This is a genomic window from Flavobacterium sp. GSA192 (assembly GCF_006386525.1).
Taxonomy (GTDB): domain Bacteria; phylum Bacteroidota; class Bacteroidia; order Flavobacteriales; family Flavobacteriaceae; genus Flavobacterium; species Flavobacterium commune.
Genome location: NZ_VAHC01000001.1, coordinates 250,479 through 270,609, shown reverse-complemented (window position 1 = coordinate 270,609; position 20,131 = coordinate 250,479). Strand labels below are relative to the sequence as shown.

At 35.6% G+C, this 20,131-nt stretch carries 13 protein-coding genes; 1 reads left to right on the top strand and 12 read right to left on the bottom strand.

Annotation, left to right across the window (positions count from 1 at the left end; all coding sequences use genetic code 11):
- Nucleotides 1-112 precede the first annotated feature (112 nt).
- Nucleotides 113-775, top strand: coding sequence for a ribulose-phosphate 3-epimerase (rpe, locus tag FDM27_RS01245; RefSeq protein ID WP_140484888.1), 663 nt, complete (start codon nucleotides 113-115; stop codon nucleotides 773-775).
- A 69-nt stretch (nucleotides 776-844) separates the two neighbouring features.
- Here rpe and FDM27_RS01240 read toward each other — a convergent pair whose 3' ends face one another.
- The 12 genes from FDM27_RS01240 to FDM27_RS01185 all read right to left on the bottom strand — a co-directional run bounded on the left by FDM27_RS01240 (nucleotide 845) and on the right by FDM27_RS01185 (nucleotide 20,129).
- Nucleotides 845-1,948: an aspartate kinase gene (locus tag FDM27_RS01240; RefSeq protein WP_140484887.1), complete on the bottom strand. Its 1,104-nt coding sequence runs from the start codon at nucleotides 1,946-1,948 to the stop codon at nucleotides 845-847.
- Between the two features lie 83 nt (nucleotides 1,949-2,031).
- On the bottom strand, nucleotides 2,032-3,324 hold the full coding sequence (locus FDM27_RS01235; RefSeq protein WP_140484886.1) for an O-acetylhomoserine aminocarboxypropyltransferase/cysteine synthase family protein: 1,293 nt from the start codon (nucleotides 3,322-3,324) through the stop codon (nucleotides 2,032-2,034).
- Nucleotides 3,325-3,620: 296 nt separating this feature from the next.
- Nucleotides 3,621-4,481, bottom strand: coding sequence for a sulfite exporter TauE/SafE family protein (locus tag FDM27_RS01230; RefSeq protein WP_140484885.1), 861 nt, complete (start codon nucleotides 4,479-4,481; stop codon nucleotides 3,621-3,623).
- Between the two features lie 461 nt (nucleotides 4,482-4,942).
- Nucleotides 4,943-5,809 (bottom strand): DUF2971 domain-containing protein, encoded by an 867-nt coding sequence (locus FDM27_RS01225; RefSeq protein WP_140484884.1) that lies wholly within the window; start codon nucleotides 5,807-5,809, stop codon nucleotides 4,943-4,945.
- Between the two features lie 329 nt (nucleotides 5,810-6,138).
- Nucleotides 6,139-6,801, bottom strand: coding sequence for a hypothetical protein (locus FDM27_RS01220; RefSeq protein ID WP_140484883.1), 663 nt, complete (start codon nucleotides 6,799-6,801; stop codon nucleotides 6,139-6,141).
- Nucleotides 6,802-6,831: 30 nt separating this feature from the next.
- The gene (locus tag FDM27_RS01215; RefSeq protein ID WP_140484882.1) at nucleotides 6,832-7,914 is read right to left on the bottom strand and encodes a formylglycine-generating enzyme family protein; all 1,083 of its coding nucleotides are present in this window, start codon (nucleotides 7,912-7,914) and stop codon (nucleotides 6,832-6,834) included.
- A 179-nt stretch (nucleotides 7,915-8,093) separates the two neighbouring features.
- The gene (locus tag FDM27_RS01210; protein ID WP_140484881.1) at nucleotides 8,094-9,734 is read right to left on the bottom strand and encodes an arylsulfatase; all 1,641 of its coding nucleotides are present in this window, start codon (nucleotides 9,732-9,734) and stop codon (nucleotides 8,094-8,096) included.
- A 24-nt stretch (nucleotides 9,735-9,758) separates the two neighbouring features.
- Nucleotides 9,759-11,213, bottom strand: a complete 1,455-nt coding sequence (locus FDM27_RS01205; RefSeq protein ID WP_140484880.1) for a RagB/SusD family nutrient uptake outer membrane protein — start codon at nucleotides 11,211-11,213, stop codon at nucleotides 9,759-9,761.
- Between the two features lie 10 nt (nucleotides 11,214-11,223).
- On the bottom strand, nucleotides 11,224-14,271 hold the full coding sequence (locus FDM27_RS01200) for a SusC/RagA family TonB-linked outer membrane protein (protein WP_140484879.1): 3,048 nt from the start codon (nucleotides 14,269-14,271) through the stop codon (nucleotides 11,224-11,226).
- A gap of 862 nt (nucleotides 14,272-15,133) precedes the next feature.
- Complete coding sequence (locus tag FDM27_RS01195) at nucleotides 15,134-16,030, bottom strand: carbohydrate kinase family protein (RefSeq protein ID WP_140484878.1); 897 nt, start codon at nucleotides 16,028-16,030, stop codon at nucleotides 15,134-15,136.
- Nucleotides 16,031-16,052: 22 nt separating this feature from the next.
- Nucleotides 16,053-18,272: an alpha-galactosidase gene (locus tag FDM27_RS01190; RefSeq protein ID WP_140484877.1), complete on the bottom strand. Its 2,220-nt coding sequence runs from the start codon at nucleotides 18,270-18,272 to the stop codon at nucleotides 16,053-16,055.
- Between the two features lie 111 nt (nucleotides 18,273-18,383).
- A complete protein-coding gene (locus tag FDM27_RS01185; protein ID WP_140484876.1) occupies nucleotides 18,384-20,129 on the bottom strand; it encodes a RagB/SusD family nutrient uptake outer membrane protein in 1,746 nt (581 codons plus the stop codon).
- Nucleotides 20,130-20,131 lie beyond the last annotated feature (2 nt).

Below are 20,131 nucleotides of genomic sequence, written 5' to 3'. Positions count from 1 at the left end.
AACTGGAGTTTTTTTTATACAATCATCTCTAAAACAAAGCTTATAAGTTGATTGCATTAAAAACATTTGATTTTGTACCTTTGCAAAAAATTCAACACACAACACAACCATAATGAAAAACACACTTATTGCTCCATCAGTATTAGCTGCTGATTTTGCTAATCTGGAACGCGACATCAAAATGATTAATGCTAGTGAGGCTGACTGGTTTCACATCGACATCATGGACGGTGTTTTTGTTCCTAATATTTCTTTTGGAATGCCAGTTTTGGAAGCAATCAAAAGACATGCTACTAAAACCATCGACGTACACCTGATGATTGTTGATCCGGACAGATATATTGCTACTTTCAAAAAATTAGGTGCTGATGTACTTACAGTTCATCTTGAAGCAACAACTCACTTACATAGAACCTTACAAGCTATTAAAGCTGAAGGAATGAAAGCAGGAGTTGCTTTGAATCCACATACTAATGTTGATTTACTGGAAGACGTTATCAATGACATTGACTTGGTTTGTATCATGAGTGTGAATCCTGGTTTTGGAGGACAATCTTTCATTGAAAACACTTACGATAAAATCAGAAAGTTAAAAGCTTTAATCAACAAAAAAGGAGCCTCAACCATTATCGAAATTGACGGTGGTGTTACCAATAAAAATGCTGCCCAATTAGCCGAAGCCGGCGCTGACGTTCTGGTTGCCGGAAGTTATGTTTTTGGTGCCGCCGATCCAATTGCAACCGTAGCCGATTTGAAGAAAATCACCGCTATCTAAAAATACAAATCCCATTCGTCGCGGCGAATGGGATTTTTTTTTTTAACACTAATTCTAAAAATTAGAAGTCTAAATCAATTCCAAAACAGTTTCTTCAATTTTAATTTTTTCCGAAAGTTCTAAAATATCGCTAAGTACTCTTCGGGCTGTCACCTGTCTTCCGGCACCTGCTCCCTGAATCACTATAGGAGTAACATTATTTTTAGTATAAATTTCAACCAGATTATCAGCACCTCTCAACTGCCCAATAACGGAATCCCTGGATACCGAAACCGGTTTTACTTCCAATTTCTTTTTGGCAATATCTAATTCGGCTACATAACGCAGTACATTATTTTCAGCCTGAGCCAGTTTAGCCAGTCTAAAAGGTTTGTCCAATAAGTTTTTATTGCGATTGTACTCTGCTTTTGAGGTATTCTCATTCAGATTAGGCAACAGCAACGACACTATTTTTACATCCGAAAAATCAAATTCATTTTCGATTTCGCGGGCTAAAATGAGTAATTTTCGAGCCACATCATTTCCGGCTAAATCTTCGCGGGAATCCGGTTCAGTTAAACCTAATTTCTCGGCATCCTTTAATATTGCCGAAAAATATTCATCCTCATTAGAAAACCGATTGAAAATATAACTCAATGAGCCTGAAAAAACCCCTCTGATTTTGGTGATTTTTTCACCCGAAAAATGCAAATCGCGAATGGTTTTAATTATCGGTAAACCTGCGCTCACCGTAGCTTCATACAAGAAACTCTTGTCGTGCTTTTTTAATACCCGACGCAATTCCTTATAAAATTCAATATGTAAGGTATTGGCTTTTTTATTGGCAGCCACAATATTAAAACCGTTTTGGATAAGCGGAATATAATTTTTAATAATTTCAGAGCTTGCAGTAGCATCAACCGCAATCAGGTTGTCTAATTTCTTTTCCTTCACATAATCCAATATGTCCTGAAATTTATACGGAAATGCCAATTTGGTAAAATCGGCTTCCCATTTATTTTTAACGCCTTCTTCTTCAAAGAAAGCCAATGTAGAATTTGTAATTATTGGAAAACGCAAATCGATATTTCTTTTTTCAAGAAAAAATCGTTGGCTTTCAATGACCTGACTTAACAGTTCACTGCCTATGTTTCCAACTCCAAAAAGGACTACATTTATACGTATTGCTGACATGATTTCTCTATTACTAATTTATTGTTTTTTCAAACTGCCCCAACCAACCAATGAGGGCAGCTATAAAAAAAACCAAAAACAAACTAAACTAACTTTTCAACCGGAAGCTTTGCAAAAGCCTCTTTTAAATCGGCTTTTAAATCTTCTATATCTTCTAATCCTACTGAAAGGCGAATTAAATCATTGGTAACACCAGTAGCAATTTGCTCTTCTTCTGACAATTGCTGGTGTGTTGTACTGGCAGGGTGAATAATCAGGGACTTGGTATCTCCTATATTGGCCAAAAGAGAAAATAATTTCACACTGTCAGCAACTTTTTTAGCGGCTTCGAATCCTCCTTTTAGACCAAAGGTCAAAACCCCACTCTGCCCTTTTGGTAAATATTTTTGTGCCAAAACATATTGCTTACTCACCTTCAATCCCGGATAATTTACCCAAGCCACTTCTTTTTGAAGTTCAAGCCACTGGGCTAAAGCCAAAGCATTTTCACTATGTCTTTTAACACGAATTGCCAAAGTTTCTAAACCCTGAATAATCTGGAAAGCGTTAAACGGACTCAGCGCTGCCCCGTAATCGCGAAGCCCTTCTATGCGGACTTTTGCAATATAAGCGGCATTGCCTAATACTTCATGATAAACTACGCCGTGATAACCCGGAGATGGTTCGGTAAATTCAGGGAACTTGCCATTACTCCAATCAAAATTTCCTGCATCGATAATTACGCCTCCCAGCGAAGTTCCGTTACCCGAAATGTATTTAGTCAACGAATGGATTACAATGTTTGCACCATGCTCAATTGGGTTTAACAAATAAGGTGAAGCCACCGTATTGTCTACTATAAAAGGAACTTTAAATTCTTTGGCCGCAGCCGAAATAGCTTTTAAATCCAACACATCCAATTTTGGGTTTCCTAAACTTTCTGCAAAAAATACCCTGGTATTTTCCTGGGCTACTTTGGTAAAATTAGACGGATCTGAAGCGTCTACAAATGTGGTCGTAATCCCTAATCTAGGCAGGGTTACTTTAAACAAATTATAAGTTCCTCCATATAAACTATTGGAAGCCACAATATGATCTCCCGCTTTTAATAAAACCAATAAGGCAGTAGCTATGGCGGCTGTTCCCGAGGCTGTAACAACGGCTCCAATTCCGCCTTCTAATTTAGCCAGTCGCTGTTCTAAGATATCATTTGTGGGATTGTTTAATCGGGTATAAATAAACCCTTCTTCAGCCAGGCCAAAAAGATTAGCTGCGTGTTCCGTGTTATTGAACACATAAGAGCTGGTTTGATAAATTGGTACTGCTCTGGTTCCTGCGTTTTTTTCTAAATTGTGTCCTGCATGTAAGGCTGCTGTTTGAAATTTTTGAGTGCTCATGATTGCTATGTTTTAAATTTTTAAATATTATTTTTTTGAAATTTGGGGCATAAAAAAAGTCCTTTTGGAAAGCTTACCAAAAGGACTTTAGTTTTCATAGGTATACTATGATTACATCTTTCGCTTGAGGCAATAGCTATGCGTGCTGCACATTGGCATCATACAACACATATTCACTTTTTTTGTTATTATTTTCATCTTTGTTCTATTTTTAATTTTTAAAATGCTTTCAGGCTAAACTACTTAATCTATAAAATTACTCACCAACTAGTTAGTACTAATAAAATTCAAATTCATTAAAAAATGACTTTTGAAAGTGTATAAAATGAAGTCAATATAATTAAGACTCCCACGGTTATCATCATCGTTTTTACAGCTAACTTTTTTGCGATGTAAGCTCCAAAAGGTGCTGCTAATGTACCTCCAAGTATTAGCCCTAAGATAATTTGCCAACTTTGAATTCCTGTGAAAAAAATTAAAATTCCTGCGGTAAAATACGTTACAAAAAATTCGGCAGTGTTTACTGTTCCTATTACCGTGCTAGGTGTATGTCCCTCTTTTATTAAATTAGAAGTTACAATTGGCCCCCAACCTCCGCCTCCAATGGCGTCTAAAAAACCTCCAAAAAGAGCATAAACAGGTGCTTTCTTCAAATCAGTTTTTTTGCTAGCATTTTTCTTAAACGCTTTAGAAATAATAATTCCTCCCAGAACTACTAAATAAAGACTAACATAGGGTTTTATATATTCCCCATCGATAACAGAACCTAATAAATAAGCTCCAACTGAAGCGCTCAAAACTCCGGGAACTATTAATTTTAAAAACAATGCTTTGTTAAAGTTACCAAACTTAATATGCGAAAGTCCTGATACACCAGTAGTAAAAACTTCTGCCGTATGTACGGCTGCAGAAGCTAATCTGGGAGAAAGTCCAAAACCTAGTAATACCGAATTTGAAGTAACACCATAGGCCATTCCTAAAGCTCCATCAACTATTTGAGCCAAGAATCCCGCTAGCAAGAACCAGAAAAAAGTTTGATTAAATGTTAAATCTTCTGCTGAAGCGTTGGGTAAATACTTGATAACTACTACTGATATTAACAACAGTTTTAATGCAACAATTACTACTGAAATATGTTTTAATTTGATTTTCTCCATTTTTTAATCTGTTCGTTTTTTTTATTGAAAAGTTTCTAATCAGATTTACAGCACTGATTACATCTTATTTTGATGCAAACCTACAAAATTATTTTATAAACTCTATAGAATTAGTAGAATTATTTTAAATAAAAAAAATAAACCACTAAAAAAACAATGACTTAACAACTGTTTTTTAGTACAATTCGTTTTCAAAAGGTTCAACATCTTGAATTTTGGGTAAAGGAGGTATCAGGATTTTCTTTTTTGTCTATGTAAAGTTAGTAACTCCTGTATTGCTTGCTAACTTTTACGGGGCACTGTCTTACAAAACCGCTATCCGTTGAACGAGATATTTTGTTATATCCGAGCCATCGGGGCTATCCGTTTACAAGATATTTAGTTATATCCGAGCTATCTGATAAATAATATTCCTATTTACAGAAAAACAACCAATTAGCTTATCCGTTGTTATGAAAATTTCATCTATATGATGCGTTTGATCGTTTAACTTCTACATTTGGAATGTTTAAAGTTTCCAAATATGTAGAAATTGCAGTAGATAAAACTAAATTCTTTGGACCTATGATAACTTCTTTGATAGGAAATGATTTCCCACTATTTGAAAAATCTAAATCTATATATGTTTTAGGAGCATTTTGTGACATAAGAAATTTAACCTCTTGACCTGGACAATCTTTTCCGAATGCGATCCCACCATTGTCTACAAGTTTTAATGAGTTATTGCTTTTTTCGAAATTTAGGAGGTGAACTAATCTAACCTCTTTTTCTTCAGAAAATGCTGGATTTTTATATGAGGCGGAATCAAATGATAATAAAGTACAAAGTTCTACAAACCCCTCTCCAAATTTTTCTTCCTCGGGTAAAGATTTTTCAACATCGTAAATTGCTTTAACAACTTTTTTAATTTCCTCAATTTGTTTTTTCTCACGATACTCGACTTTTAATGCTCTGACAGACATTTTTTTCAAATCTTGTGCGTTAAAGCCAATTACATAACCATTTCCATCATCAGCATAAGCTCTCCATTGGCTTAACACGTCTCCATCTAAAGAGAAGCAAGAGGCAAGAAGTAAACCCCATCCTCCTGAAAAATGGATTATATGATCGATAGCGTTTAGAAATTCCTCGCCAATTTCAGGAAGTAATTCTGTGGCAGCTTTTTCCCAAATTGAATAACCCCAATGCATTTCTAAATAATCATTCATGCTAAATAAATCACACATCCGAATAGTTTTATTTGTGCAAATAGCATGAAAGGTTGTTGCATCACAATAATGATAAAGTAATTCTTTTCGTTTTGGTTTATAAACTCTATCAACAATCATAGCGTAAGGTTCTTTGTAAATTCACACAACTCGTTTATAGCTACCATAAAATGGCTCCAATCTACCCAAATATAGGTACTTTTGTGTCGTTACAATAGCTTTTATTTTTCAAATATAATTATAATAATTTTCTTAAAAATATAAATCTACAAACAACAAATAAACCCGTTAATCAACAACAAATACTACAAAAAAAGCCCAAGAGCTAAATCTTGGGCTTTTGCTTTATTTTTTTCCGGATTTTAATTTCCAGAGGGTTTCTATAAACGCATTCACATCCTAGATGCTGTTGTAAAAGTTTAAAAAAACATTTCAGCTAATTTAGGCTATCAACTCTTAAATCGTACTATCCTCATATTTGCAAATTTCCCTCCTGAATTATCACCTACAAAGAGACCAACTTTTCCATCAGAATAAGGGCTTAAGCGTTTTACATGAAGTACTGGATTGGGATTTTTTTCGACAAAAACTGTTACTTCGGTTGCACTAATTTCAATTCGCGCATGAAACCATCCGTTAGGATCTGGAGCATTAGGAATTGCTTTTTCAAATTCGGCATTTCTTTCTTTCCTCAATTTCTCCCAAGTGAACTTTGGATGCGCAATATATTGCACCGCATGAATTCGTCTCACGGAATCCTGAGCATAAAAATTAAAGGGTCTAAAATAAACCGCTTCATAAATCGAATCATTTTGACCGTGAAACGCAATCCCCAGAAAACTCTTTTGAAAAACATCCTGCCCCTTCACATCTATTTCGATACTTCCTTTTGAGAAATTTTGGTTTTGAAGCCAGACAATCCCTTCGCCTTCCTTTTCGTTTAGTTCCAGTCCTTGGTATTTTTTATCATTCAAAGGGCTGGCAATTCTATTTGCAATATGAAGTCTGTTCTTCTTAATTTCAGTATGCAAGTTTATTTTCTTCACCTTCTGTGCTGAACTCGTTTCAATTGCAAGCAAAAGCACCAAAAACAATAATATCTTTTTTCTCATAATGTTATATATATTTTTAAAACACAAAAATTATTGAGCATCTTTCACACAGCGAAAACCCAGGTGATTACAAGCGCTTGTAGTCTCTCCTTTTCCTCGGCTACCAGCAACATAGCGAATGCAATATTGGTCGCTACACAAATAAGAACCACCTCTTTGCACGTGTTTCTCCACTCCGGGTTCTTCCGGATCATGACTATTCGGAGGTCCTTGTGGATTATCCTGAGGACTCATTTTATAATAATCATCTCGGTATAAATCGTTACACCATTCCCATACATTTCCTTCTAAATCATAGATTCCAAAAGGATTTTTTGGAAAAGACTTTACCGGAGCTGCACCCACAAAACCGTCTTCGGCGGTATTGTTATTTGGGAAAGTTCCCTGAAAAATATTGGCTAGCCATTTACCATCCGGTTTGAGTTCGCTACCCCAATAGTATTTAGTATGTTCTCTACCTGCTCTGGCAACAAACTCCCATTCTGCCTCTGTTGGCAAACGCTTCCCAGCCCAATCGGCATAAGCCTTAGCATCCAGATAACTAATTTGTACCACAGGATTATTTTCGAGTCCCACAATAGTACTTTCAGGTCCAGACGGATGTTTCCAATTGGCACCTGGCACATATTTCCACCATTGTTGAATATTCCCTAACGAAACTTTATCCGTTGGAGGAGAAAATACTGCAGAACCCGGCACTAAATTTTCAAGAGGAACTCCGAGATAATCAGCTGAATTTAAAGGTCTTTCGGCAATAGTAACATAATTAGTCGCTTTTACAAATGCTTCAAATTGGGCATTGGTAACTTCGTGTTGATCCATCCAAAATCCTTTTACACTTACGCTGTGAACAGGCTGCGCATCGGGATAATCATTGGTTCCCATATTGAATTCGCCTGCTGCAACCCAGACCATTCCGTCAGTTGACTTAGTACTTTTTTCAGTAGAATTATTGGCAATAGATTGTAACAATAAGGCTTTCTTAGAGGTATTTGCCTTGCACATGGCTTCACAACTTGTTGCAGAAACCTCAGCTACTACCTTATTTTCCTGCGCAAAACTTGAGTACAAACTACTAAAAACAACTCCTATTATTAAACTATGTATTTTCATAACTACCTTTTTTTTGGGTTATCCCTTAAACAAACCCTATTACTTTCATTACATTAAAAATCAATAAAACAGAGTAAAAGGGACAACCGAAGTAGCCCCTTTTTACCAAACTAACACTAACAAACCAAACCAAGAGTTGCTCTCAATTTAAAAGATTATAGTTCTTTATTGAGAAATCATTATTTCTTTGCAGCCGCACCCGGAATTAATTCATTCCCTGGTCTTATTTTGCTGTATTCTACCACGCCTGTTTTATTAGCCCAATCAAAATATTTAGCCGAAAGATCGTTCACAATTGCTGGATTTTGTTGAGCCAGATTGGTTGTTTCTCCTCTATCGGATTCTAAATCGTATAATTCCCATTGGTATGACGGAAAGATAGAAACCAACTTCCATTTGCCTTCTCTAACGGCTCTGTTTCCTGCTCTTTCCCAGAATATTGGAGCACCACGATTCACTTCAGAAGCACCGTCGAATAACACAGGTAACAAACTTTTTCCTGCTAACGGATTTGATGTTACACCTTTCAATTCTTTTGGATACTCAATTCCTGCTAGTTCGTAAAAAGTTGGCGCTAAATCAATAAGGTGTCCTGTTCCTTTATCAATTCTGCCTGCCTTAATTTTTGACGGATACCAGGCAATAAAAGGAGAACTAAAACCACCTTCGTGCATATTATTTTTATAATCCTGCAAAGGTGTGTTTGACAAATAAGCCCAGTTTTGTTCCTGATAATCAAATGATCCCGAAGTTCCAATTGGCCCATCATTTTTAACCAAACCTCTTCTTAAAGGATTGTAAGTATTGAAACCACCTTGCGCTCCATTATCTGAAATGAAAACAATCAGTGTATTTTTATCTTTTTTCAAAGCTTTTAATTTATCCAAAACTTTCCCAACATTTTGATCCATGTTGTCTACCATAGCTGCATACACTTCCATTTTAGCTTTCCAGAATTGCTTTTCATCATAAGTTAATTTACTCCATTCCGGTACTTCCGGATCTCTTGGAGCAATAGTTTGATTAGGCAATAGAATTTCGTTTTCTTTTAATTTCTGAATTCTTTTTTCTCTCAACACATCCCAACCTTCGTCAAATTTCCCTCTGTATTTAGCAATATCAACCGGTTTTGCCTGTAACGGCCAGTGAGGCGCTGTAAAAGCTAAGTACAAAAAGAACGGTTTGTTCTCTTTATTTTGTTCGTCCAAAAACTGCACGGCATTATTACCAATTTCATCTGTAAAATAATACGAATCCGCTTTGGGATGCAATTCTTCATTATTTCGAATTAAAGCTACCGGATATGGTGTTTTCCCAAAAGGCAATCCATCAGTATTAAAATAATTAGCAGCTCCTTTTAAGATTCCGTAAAACTTATCGAATCCTCTCTGATTAGGCCATTGCGATTTATCTTCAGAACCCACATGCCATTTTCCAGACAACAAAGTACTATATCCTCCTGAACGAAATACTTCTCCTAAAGTTAAAGACTCTTTGTTCAAATAACCCTGATAAGCCGGCAATCCCAAGTTCACATCAAAATAACCCACTCCTGCTTTATGCTGGTATTGCCCTGTTAGCAAAGAAGCTCTGGTAGGTGCACAAATAGAGTTGTTGTAAAATTCGCGAAGGCGTGTTCCTTCTTTTGCTAATCTGTCCAGATTAGGTGTTTTAATCTCTGAACCATAATTTCCTAAATCAGAATATCCCATATCGTCCACCATGATTAAGATAACGTTTGGTTTTGAAGTTGCTGTTTGTGCCTGGCCAGATAGACCAAATGCCAATAATAGATTTAATGCTATAAATGTTTTTTTCATTGTATTTAAATTTAAATAGTTGTCTTATTGTAATTTCCAGGCTGGAACCTGATCCAAATTCGGGTTCAAATCCAATTCTCTTTGCGGTATTGGGAAATGAACATGTTTAGGCTGTGCATTTGTTTTTCCGGCAGCTTTTAATCGGGCTACAAAATAATCCGGACCTCTTCGTGCCAGATCAAACCAGCGTTGGTATTCGTAAACCAATTCTTTTCTTCTTTCATTAAAAACCACTTCTCTAAAATCGTCTTTGCTTAAAGCGGGAGAAATTTCAGAAATCAACGGAATGTGGGCTCTTTTTCTCACGCGGTCAATCGCTTCATAAGCTAATGCTGACGGTCCGTTTTGATATTCATTTGCTGCTTCGGCATAGATTAACAATACCTCAGCAAATCGAATAATCGGTGTATTTTTTGAAGATTGTCCTGGTGAAGCTGGTGTAGCCAAATCAAAATATTTATAAAAATGTGGAATTGTAGTATATGTTTTTCCATCCGTTGGACTTACATATTTAATTCCAAAAGTCACATATTTACGTGTATCGTCTTCTGCAAAAGATTCAAAAAGTCCTCCGGCTGTGTGCAAAGCATCTGCCTGATCTCCTGCAATTCCCGGTACAGAAGTTGGTGCTGATGTAGAAGCCAACATGTTTCCATTCCAGTTAGTAAGTCCTTTAAACTGTGCCGAGAAAATATGCTCTTTACCATTTTTAGTAGCTACATTAAACACGTCTGCAAAATCTTCGAACAAATCATATACTTCACTATCAATCACTTCTTTACTTTTTTCGGCTGCTTGTTGCCATTTCTTTTGTGTCAAATACACTTTAGACAAAATACTTTTTGCTGCACCCGATGTCGGTCTTCCGTTAATTTGTTGTACTTCAGGCAATGCTTCGGCATCCAATAAATCCGTTTCAATTTGGGTATAAACTACTGCTTCTGGTGTATTCGAAACATTCAAAGCTTCCGAAGTTAAAGTTGTGGTTTCATGTAAAACTAATGGTACATCACCAAACCATCGCACCAAATTGAAATACAGTACAGCTCTTAAAAACTTCGCTTCATTAACCAAATCTTTATCTTTTTGGGTGCTTAGATTTGGATTTTTCGAAATATTATCAATCGCGACATTGGCTCTGTTGATTCCATCATAACTTTGACGCCAAAGTTCTAACATGCGGTCATTTGAGGCATCGTGCGTTAGATTAGACAAAGCTCTAACATGCGCATTTCTGGCGCGTGGTCCTGCTTCATAATCATCCGTAGCCATTTCTGTCGAAATCTGAATTAAACGATTGTATAAAGTATGCGTACCACTATTCATCGCGTTATGAATGGCAATTACAGCTGCCTCAGCATCTTCTGTTGTTTTATAAAAATTATTCGCTGCAATAAATGCTTTTGGATCTTCGTCCAAAGAATTACAAGCACTGATTGTAAAAAGAATCAGTAAACTTAATATGCTTATTTTTTTCATGATGTTTCTTTTAGAATGTTACACTTAAACCTGCCGAAATACTTTTAGCTGTTGGATAAATTCCCGTATCTGTTCCCGGAGAAATAGAACTTCCGTTAGTTACTTCCGGATCAAATCCGCTGTAGTTTGTAAATGTGATTAGGTTCTCTCCTACCAATCTTAACTTTACAGCAGTCAATTTAAATTGCTCTATTAGTGTTTTAGGTAAATTATAGCTCAATGTGATGTTTTTGAATCGAACGAACGAACCATCTTCTACAAATCGATTTGAGAATACGGGTGCCGGATCTAACTTAGCACGAGGAGTCGTTGTACTTGGATTAGCTGGTGTCCAGGCATCTAAAGCAGATGTTGACGCATTTTGCTGTCCGTTGAACAATTCTAAGGCTTGTGAATTCCCGTTCAGGATATCATTACCAACAGATCCTTGTATTATAATACCCAATTCAAAACCTTTATAAATAAAGTTATTTGAGAATCCAAATGTGAAATCAGGTTGCGCATTCCCTATAGTAGTTCTATCAGCAGCAGTTGTAAATGCACCATCGCCATTGATGTCTTTGTACAAACGATCCCCAGCTTTAGGTGTAGCATTTCCTGTAAAAATGCCTTTAGTTGCTATATCAGCCGTTTGCAAAATCCCATCAGTTACTGCTCCATAAAATGAACCTAAAGGGTCTCCCACTTTTAAAATGTAATTTCCAAAAGTGTAGAATTCAGCATCATTACCTAAAGCCAAAACTTTATTTTTATTGAAAGCAATATTAAAATTAGAGATCCATGATAAATTGCCATTGCTTAAAGAAGTATTAATTCCTAACTCAATTCCCTGATTTTGTACCGAACCAAAATTTTGCAATGAAGATGTAAATCCGCTAGTGTATGGGATTTGAACATCTAACAATAAATTCTTAGTCGTTTTGCGGTAAGCATCAAGAGTAAGAAACACTTTATTATTAAAGATTCCTAAATCAATTCCTGCATCAAACTGTTTGGTTAATTCCCATCCTAAATCGTCATTTGCAATTCTTGTTGGTGTAAATCCAGTATAAATTTGGTCACCAAAAAGATATTTCACACTGCTCAATGTAGATAATGATTGGTATTCCCCTATTTCCTGATTTCCTGTAGAACCGTAACTTGTTCTCAATTTCAGACTATTAATTACATTAGACAACGGACTAAAAAAGTTTTCTCTGTCTATTTGCCAAGCTGCTGCAACCGATGGGAAATAACCCCATTTATTGTTTTTACCAAATCGGGAAGAACCATCAGCTCTAATACTTGCCGTAAAATAATATTTGGAATCATAATTATAATTCAATCGTGACAAATACGAATTCAATGCCCATCTACTTTCACCAGAAGTAGGAATCAATGCTAGATTTCCACTTTGCAAACTATTGTCTGAAGTCACATCATTTACAAACTGTTGTGATCCTGTAGTAACAAAATCTCTTGCAGAACTTTGTTGTGTATATCCTGCCAATACATTTAAACTATGTACATCATTGAAAACTTTAGTGTAGGTTAACGTATTCTCGTTCAGCCAGGTTTTGTTGTTACTGTTTCCTATTTTTGCTTCACCATTAGTAATCAAACCTTCGTAAATTGTAGAAGGAATATAGGTTGTTTCTTTGTTCGCAATCAAATCAGCTCCAAAAGAAACTTTTAAAACTAAGTTTTCCAATACATCATATTCGCCAAAAACAGTTCCCTGAGTTCTTGTATTTATCGCTCTGTTTTTACGTTCGTTTAAAGTAGCAATTGGGTTTGAAAATATATTTTCGAAAGGATTTCTCAAAGTATAACTTCCATCTGCTTCATAAATAGTTGCTGTAGGAGGCATACTTAATAAAGCCGTTACTAATCCTGATGGCGCTACTTTTGATTTGGTTTCTGCTATCGAAAGGTTTACACCAAATCTTGATTTATCACTTAATTTTGAATCTAAATTAATTCGGCCACTCAAGCGTTCGAAACCTGTATTTTTTATAATTCCTTCCTGATTGAAATAGTTACCTGAAATAGCATATTTAGTTTGATTATTTCCTCCTGTAATACTCAATTGGTGGTTTTGCGTTTGCGCTGTTCTAAATGCTTCATCCTGCCAATCCACCCCTTTTCCTAATTGAGCTATTTGAGCATCTGATAAGTATTGGTTAGTCCCTCCCGCCGGATTAGTATCATATAAAGCTGCATTTCTAAGTCTTGAAAACCCCGCAGCGTCTAATACTGATACTTTTTTACGAACTTCTTGTTGCCCTAAAGAGTAATCGTAATTTACGGCCATGATATTCGATTTTCCTTTCTTAGTAGTAACAATTACTACTCCGTTTGCCCCTCTGGAACCATAAATAGCTGTAGAAGAAGCGTCTTTTAAAACTGTAATCGACTCAATATCTGCAGGATTAATTGCCGAAAGTGGATTAGTCGGACTACCGCTCAAAACACCTGAGGTTACATCTGAGTTGTAAATTGGAAAACCATCAATAACATAAAGCGGCTCGTTTCCTCCTTGTATCGAACTTCCTCCACGAACTCTAATACTCAATCCTGCTCCAGGCTGACCCGATGTTTGAGTCACATTGACCCCCGCAACCGAGCCTTGGAGTGCGCTCTCTAAACTACGTTGAGTAGATCGCAACGCCTGAGTAGAAACGGTTTCGGCTGCTCCTGTATAGTCTTTTTTGGAAGTAGTTCCATAGCCAATAACAACCACTTCATTCAGCTCCTTTACATCCTCTTTTAATGCAATTTGTATGAACTTATCGTTTACAAATTGTTCTTTAGTAACATAACCTACAGCACTAATTACTAATGTGTAAGGAAAACTTTGTCCTGTTTGAAAACTAAATTTCCCGTCTAAATCAGTAATAACACTATGGGTAATTCCTTTAATTTGAACGTTAACCCCTGGAATGGGTTGTTTTGTAATTTGGTCTATAACTACACCATCAAGGGTAGAATTTATAGTGGGTTTTGTGCTTTGTGCGCTAATTCCTAATGAAACTAGAAAAACAGCGAACCATAAAATTATATTTAATTTTTTTTTCATTACTTTGTTTTAGTTTAAATAATAAGGAGCCTGAAGGCTGATTTTATCAACTTTCTTTTTTCCTTTTCTGAGATGAACATTTCTTTTTTAAACTTCGCCATTTCTGTTGCCGCAGAAATGGCTTTTTTTATTTACAACACATTAACTTCATTTCTTTTATTTTTAATTAGTACTATTTTGATTTTTTATCAGATTTAAAAAAATATAATTTCTGTTTTACCATAAGAAATGTACTTTGCTCTCTCAGGAACATTTCGCATCTATTTTTTTCCAATAAATTTTTTGTGTAATTCTTCTTTTAAGAATTGGTATGTTTTTGATTTTGTAAAACAAATAATGCTTAAACTTTTCAACAAAGAGTAACTGTACTTTATACAAACTCAACTAAACTCAAACTCATAAAAACTCTAACAGCAACAACACATTCGTCCGGGATTGGAGAATACTTGACTTAATTGCGTGATCAAAAATGAGGTGTTTTTGATAGTTTTCAAAGCGTTGTTTTTTTATTGATAAATAGTTATTTTAAACTCTACTAATTCTATAGACAAAATTAAGTTAAATTTTAAACTGAGCAAAAGAAAACTTAATTATTTTAAAACAAATTACAAATTACATCTAAAACAAAAGGGTTATCTCAACACAAAACCCTAAAAAACAAACACTTAAACAACCAATACAGGTTTTACAGAAAAAAACAAAAATTGAATTAAAAAATACAAAATGACCAACTAAAAGAAGTAAAAACCTATAGTTTATATTATCTAAAAAGAGAAATAGTAAATAAAAAATGGGATAATCCCTCAAAAAGAGATTATCCCATTAATAACACGACAATATTTTAAAAACCTTGGTTATAACTTTAAACCATCATAAACTTCTTTATTTCCTTATCCGAAATCTTCGGATTAGCTCCTTCTTGTCCTGCAACTAGTGCTCCTATGGCGCAGGCGTAGTTCAACGATTTCTGTGGGGATTTTCCTTTTAGCAATCTTACTATCAAGGTAGCCAAAAAAGAATCTCCTGCTCCAACAGTATCTACCACTTTTACAAAGTAGCCACTGTTGTAATAGAATTTCTGATTATAATACAAAACTGCTCCAAAAGCTCCTTTGGTAACACAAATTTGTTTGGTATTTGTTTTTTCGGCAATGAATTGAATATTCTGTTCAAAAGAATTATAAGGAGATTCTAATTTTTGACTTATCTCATACAACTCTTCGTCATTGAGCTTTATAAAATCGGCCTTGAACATCAATTCGATAAGTACTTCGGTAGTATAATAAGGTGCTCTCAAATTGGCATCCAATACTTTATACTTTGCCTTATTCAAAAGAGAGAACAAACTCGCCCTTGAAATTTCGTCTCTACAAATTAAACTACCAAACACAAAAGCATCGGCTTCACTAACTTGCTTTTCAGCGGCTGAATTGACAACAATTTTGTCCCATGCCGAAGGATAATGAATATCATAAGAAGCATTTCCTTTTTCATTGATCATTACGTGAACAACTCCGGTCATATAATCAGGATCTATTTGTATCAAACTGGAATTCATATTGTGATCTTCGATATATTTGATTATATCTTTCCCATTTTCATCATTTCCAATTTTACTAATTATAGTCGAAGCAACTCCTATAGAATTCATTCTCAATGCCACATTCAAAGGTGCTCCGCCAATTTTTTTATGCGTTGGAAAAACATCCCATAAAACTTCTCCAAAGCAAACAACATTTAATGCTTGTTTCTTTTTCATATTTTAAATCTTTAAATTGTAATTATTTCACCTCATTTACTTCCAGCACTACGCTTGTTCTTTTCAACGTAACATTAGGATTAAAGCCTGCTTTCATTAAAAAATCTCCTGTAAATACTTTATCGGAAGAAAATGTCGAACTTACGCCAGGATAAAGGTTGATTTCTTTTACCGTGTAACGTTTATTAGCATCCAGACCGTTAAAAACGACCGGCCGTTTAGTAGCCGTAATGCTGAATCTATTGTTCACCAAATAATTAAATACAATTGCTTTGCTTTTATCCTTACTCACATACATTAATGCTGAAATATCATTTTCATGCGGATTAACCAAACGAAACATATCGCCATGCCATACAATATCTTTGAATGAATTGTAATTATGAATAGCTTCTTTGCAAAATATTTTGTCATTAGTATCTAATTCACCGGCTACAATATCAAATCCCAGCTTACCCATACTGGCCACATCTACCCTAAATTTCAGCGGTTGTTTTCCCCAATCGGTAACATGATTGTCTGTTGTAATTGACGGAAAGAAATATGAATAATCCCATTGTAAAAATATACGTTCTACAGGTTCGGTATCATCACTAGGCCAAAATTCGGTAAAATATTTTAAAAACTCATAATCAGCACGGCCACCACCACCGGAACACAGCATCATGGGAACTTTTGGGTATTTGGCACGAATGCGTTGCAGCACTTTATACAATCCTTTGACATAATCTACATACAAATTAGACTGTGGGATTCCCTTTTTATTTAAATAAGCCGAATAGGCATTATAAATAACCGCATTACAATCCCATTTAATGAAAGCCAATTCGGGATTTTTTACAAATAAATCATCTACAATTCCAAAGACAAAATCCTGGACCTCGGGATTCGACAAATCCAACACCAACTGATTTCTATAATAAATCTCAGGTCTTTCGGGTTGTCGTATTACCCAATCCAAATGTTTTTCATACAATTCACTCCTTGGATTTACCATTTCAGGTTCAATCCAAATACCAAATTTCACTCCTTCTTTTTTAGCTTCTCTTACTAAATATCCCAATCCGTTTGGCAACTTCTTTTTATTTTCCTGCCAGTCACCCAATCCTGCATCATCATTATTTCGTGGATATTTATTCCCAAACCAGCCATCGTCCAACAAAAACATATCGACACCCAAATCTTTGGCATCTTCAAACAAAGCTTTGATTTTATTTTCATCAAAATCAAAATAAGTCGCCTCCCAGTTATTCAACAAAGTCAAACGTTCGCCCTGACCGTCCAATACCCGATATTTCCTTGCCCAATCATGTAAATTTCTACTCGCTTCTCCGGTTCCGTTATTCGATAAAGCATAAATTAACGAAGGAGTTTTAAAAGTTTCGTTTGGAACCAACGAATATTCGGAAGCAAATGGATTGATTCCGGCAATGAAACGGAGATTTTTATGCGAATCAATTTCAAAATCCAATTTAAAATTACTGCTCCATGCCAGTTGTCCCAACATAACCGTCCCTTCATTTTCGGAAGCCGGTTTACCAAATGACAAGATAAAATTAGGCGTTTGTAACAACATTGCTCTGGTTCCCAGTTTAGAATCCACCGTTCTTATTCCCTGTGAAAGTTTAGTTTCAACAGGCTGCATTTCTTTTAAATATTCTCCCTGAAAACTCGTGAGATAAAAATCTTTATTGGCAAAATATAAATTAGCCGAGGCATATTTTTGCAATACAACCGGCTTTTTCTCCTTGTGTTTTATTTCGGTCCATTGCTCGATTACATTCTCTTTTTCCCAAACTTTATAAAACAAAGTCACTTCAAACGGATAAACAGGATCTTTGAGAAGAATACTGGTAACAGCTACATTAGCATCTATTTGTTCTTTTTTATGACTTACATACTTTAATTCCAACGACGTATTTCCATCGGCATGTTTGACCTGAATAGCAGGTTCAGACAGATTCCAGGTTCCCGCAGGCGTATAAGCCGAATTATAAATTCCGGCATTGGATTCATCATAATTATAATTTGCCGCGACAGCTTTGTACTCGCTTTCGTTGGCAAGTGGCTTTCCAAAATAAATGATTCGCAATCTATTGCTATTGTCTGTTTGCATCAACAACAAATTATTTTTGGTAGCAACAGGAATGACTGTTTGTGCTGTTAAATTGCAAACACAAATAATCAAACTAAAAAGAAATCCTATTTGGTTCCTTTTATAAGTTTGTCTTTTCTCTCTCATAATTCCGGTTTAAAATATTTTAAGACAATGTGAAAAAGCTAAAGGCAAATAAAGATTTGCCTTTAGCTAAATAAAAAACACTAATTTAAACAACCATTATTAACCTTATTTTTAATACCCTGGATTTTGAGTATATAATCCTCCTGTAAAATCAATTTCTCTTTGAGGTATTGGATAATATTCATCTCTACCCGCTGTAAAATGTGCACTTGAAAGGAATCCTTTTTTTACTTTTTCAACAGCAAGGTAAGCGTTTAAAACCGGTTCGGCGATTCCCCATCTTACCAAATCGAAGAATCTAGGGCCTTCCATACCAAATTCCAATCTTCTTTCAAACATCAATGCTTTCATAGCATAATCTTTTGAAGGAAAAGAAAGATACGGTTCTACTTTATACACATTTGAAGCTCCTGCGGCTAGAGGCATTGCTGTACTTGCAGCGGCTCTGGCTCTTATTAAATTAATAATAGGTAAAGCTTCATCCTTTCTGTTTAACTGAATTAAAGCTTCTGCTTTAAACAACAACACATCAGCATATCTAATAAAATCCACGTTTTTAGAAGTTCCTACGAAGGGTCCGTTTTTAACGTAACAAGAACAGTCTGGTGATTGTTGCTCTTTCATATTCCCAAAGTAGCCGTAAACCCCCGGATCTCTAGCCCAGCTAAAATTATAAACCATATCCCCAGCTGTTTTCAAACTATTTTTATACTTAAATGGTCTTCCCGGGACCCCTACCGTATGGTCAATTCTTGGATCAATAGTAACTCCTGGTGTTAACGATGATTTACCGGTACCATCAACAGTATTATAAATATCTGAATTGTTAAAAGTATCTAACAATGGTAATCCCGTAACAGCATCTGTTTTAAATGCGTTTACCATGTTCTGACTGGCCATGTGGAAACCACAACATCCGTAAAGCGGGTTACCATGAGGCGAATTTAATCCTGTTACAAAACTTACTCTGCCGGTATTTGTTCCGTCATTGATGGAAAACTGTACAGCCCAAATCGATTCCGGACCATTATCACGACCATCTAAGAAATTATAACCAAAATCAGTTTCTAAACTTCCGGTTACTTCATTAGCATAATCAATAACTTCCTGTAATCGGGCTGCATTGATGTTTACTACCTGATGATCATCATTTTGTTCGTATGCCTGATACAATCTTAATTTTGCCAAATAAGCCGATGCTGCGTTTTTATCCGCTCTACCTACCTGTTCCTGTGAAGGAGGTAAATTATCATGAGCAAAAATAAAATCATCTGCAATTTTATTCCATAAGGCATCTGAAGACAAATCATTTGAAGTTGCCAAAATTTGTTCTTTAGTAAGGTCTTCTGTAATGAAAGGCACTTTATTAAACAACAACTTCAACATAAAATAAGAGTGAGCTCTTAGAAAACGCAATTCAGCCTGTCTGATTTTCTTTAACGGATAATCGGCTTCATCAATATTATTAACTACAGACAAAGCAAAGTTAGCTCGGGAAATTGCCTTATAGTGATTTGTCCATGTTCTAGGCAACATCCAGTCGCCATAATCAGGAATGGTCAGATTATATTGCTCATATCTGTCCACAACATCTACGTCACCGCGACCTCCGCCACCTTTGTAGGCATCATCAGATCGAACACTTCCATAAACCCACTGACTGGTAATTGGTCCAATCATTTCGTCATTTCCAATTGCCGCATAAGCAGCAACAACAAGCGCATCCGCATTGGCTATAGTAGCAACCTGATCCGGTCTTAACGCCCCTTTAGGTTCATAATCTAAAAAATCGGAGCTACATGATGCCAACAATATAGCTGACATGAAGCTGATAACTATTTTATTATATTTTTTCATGA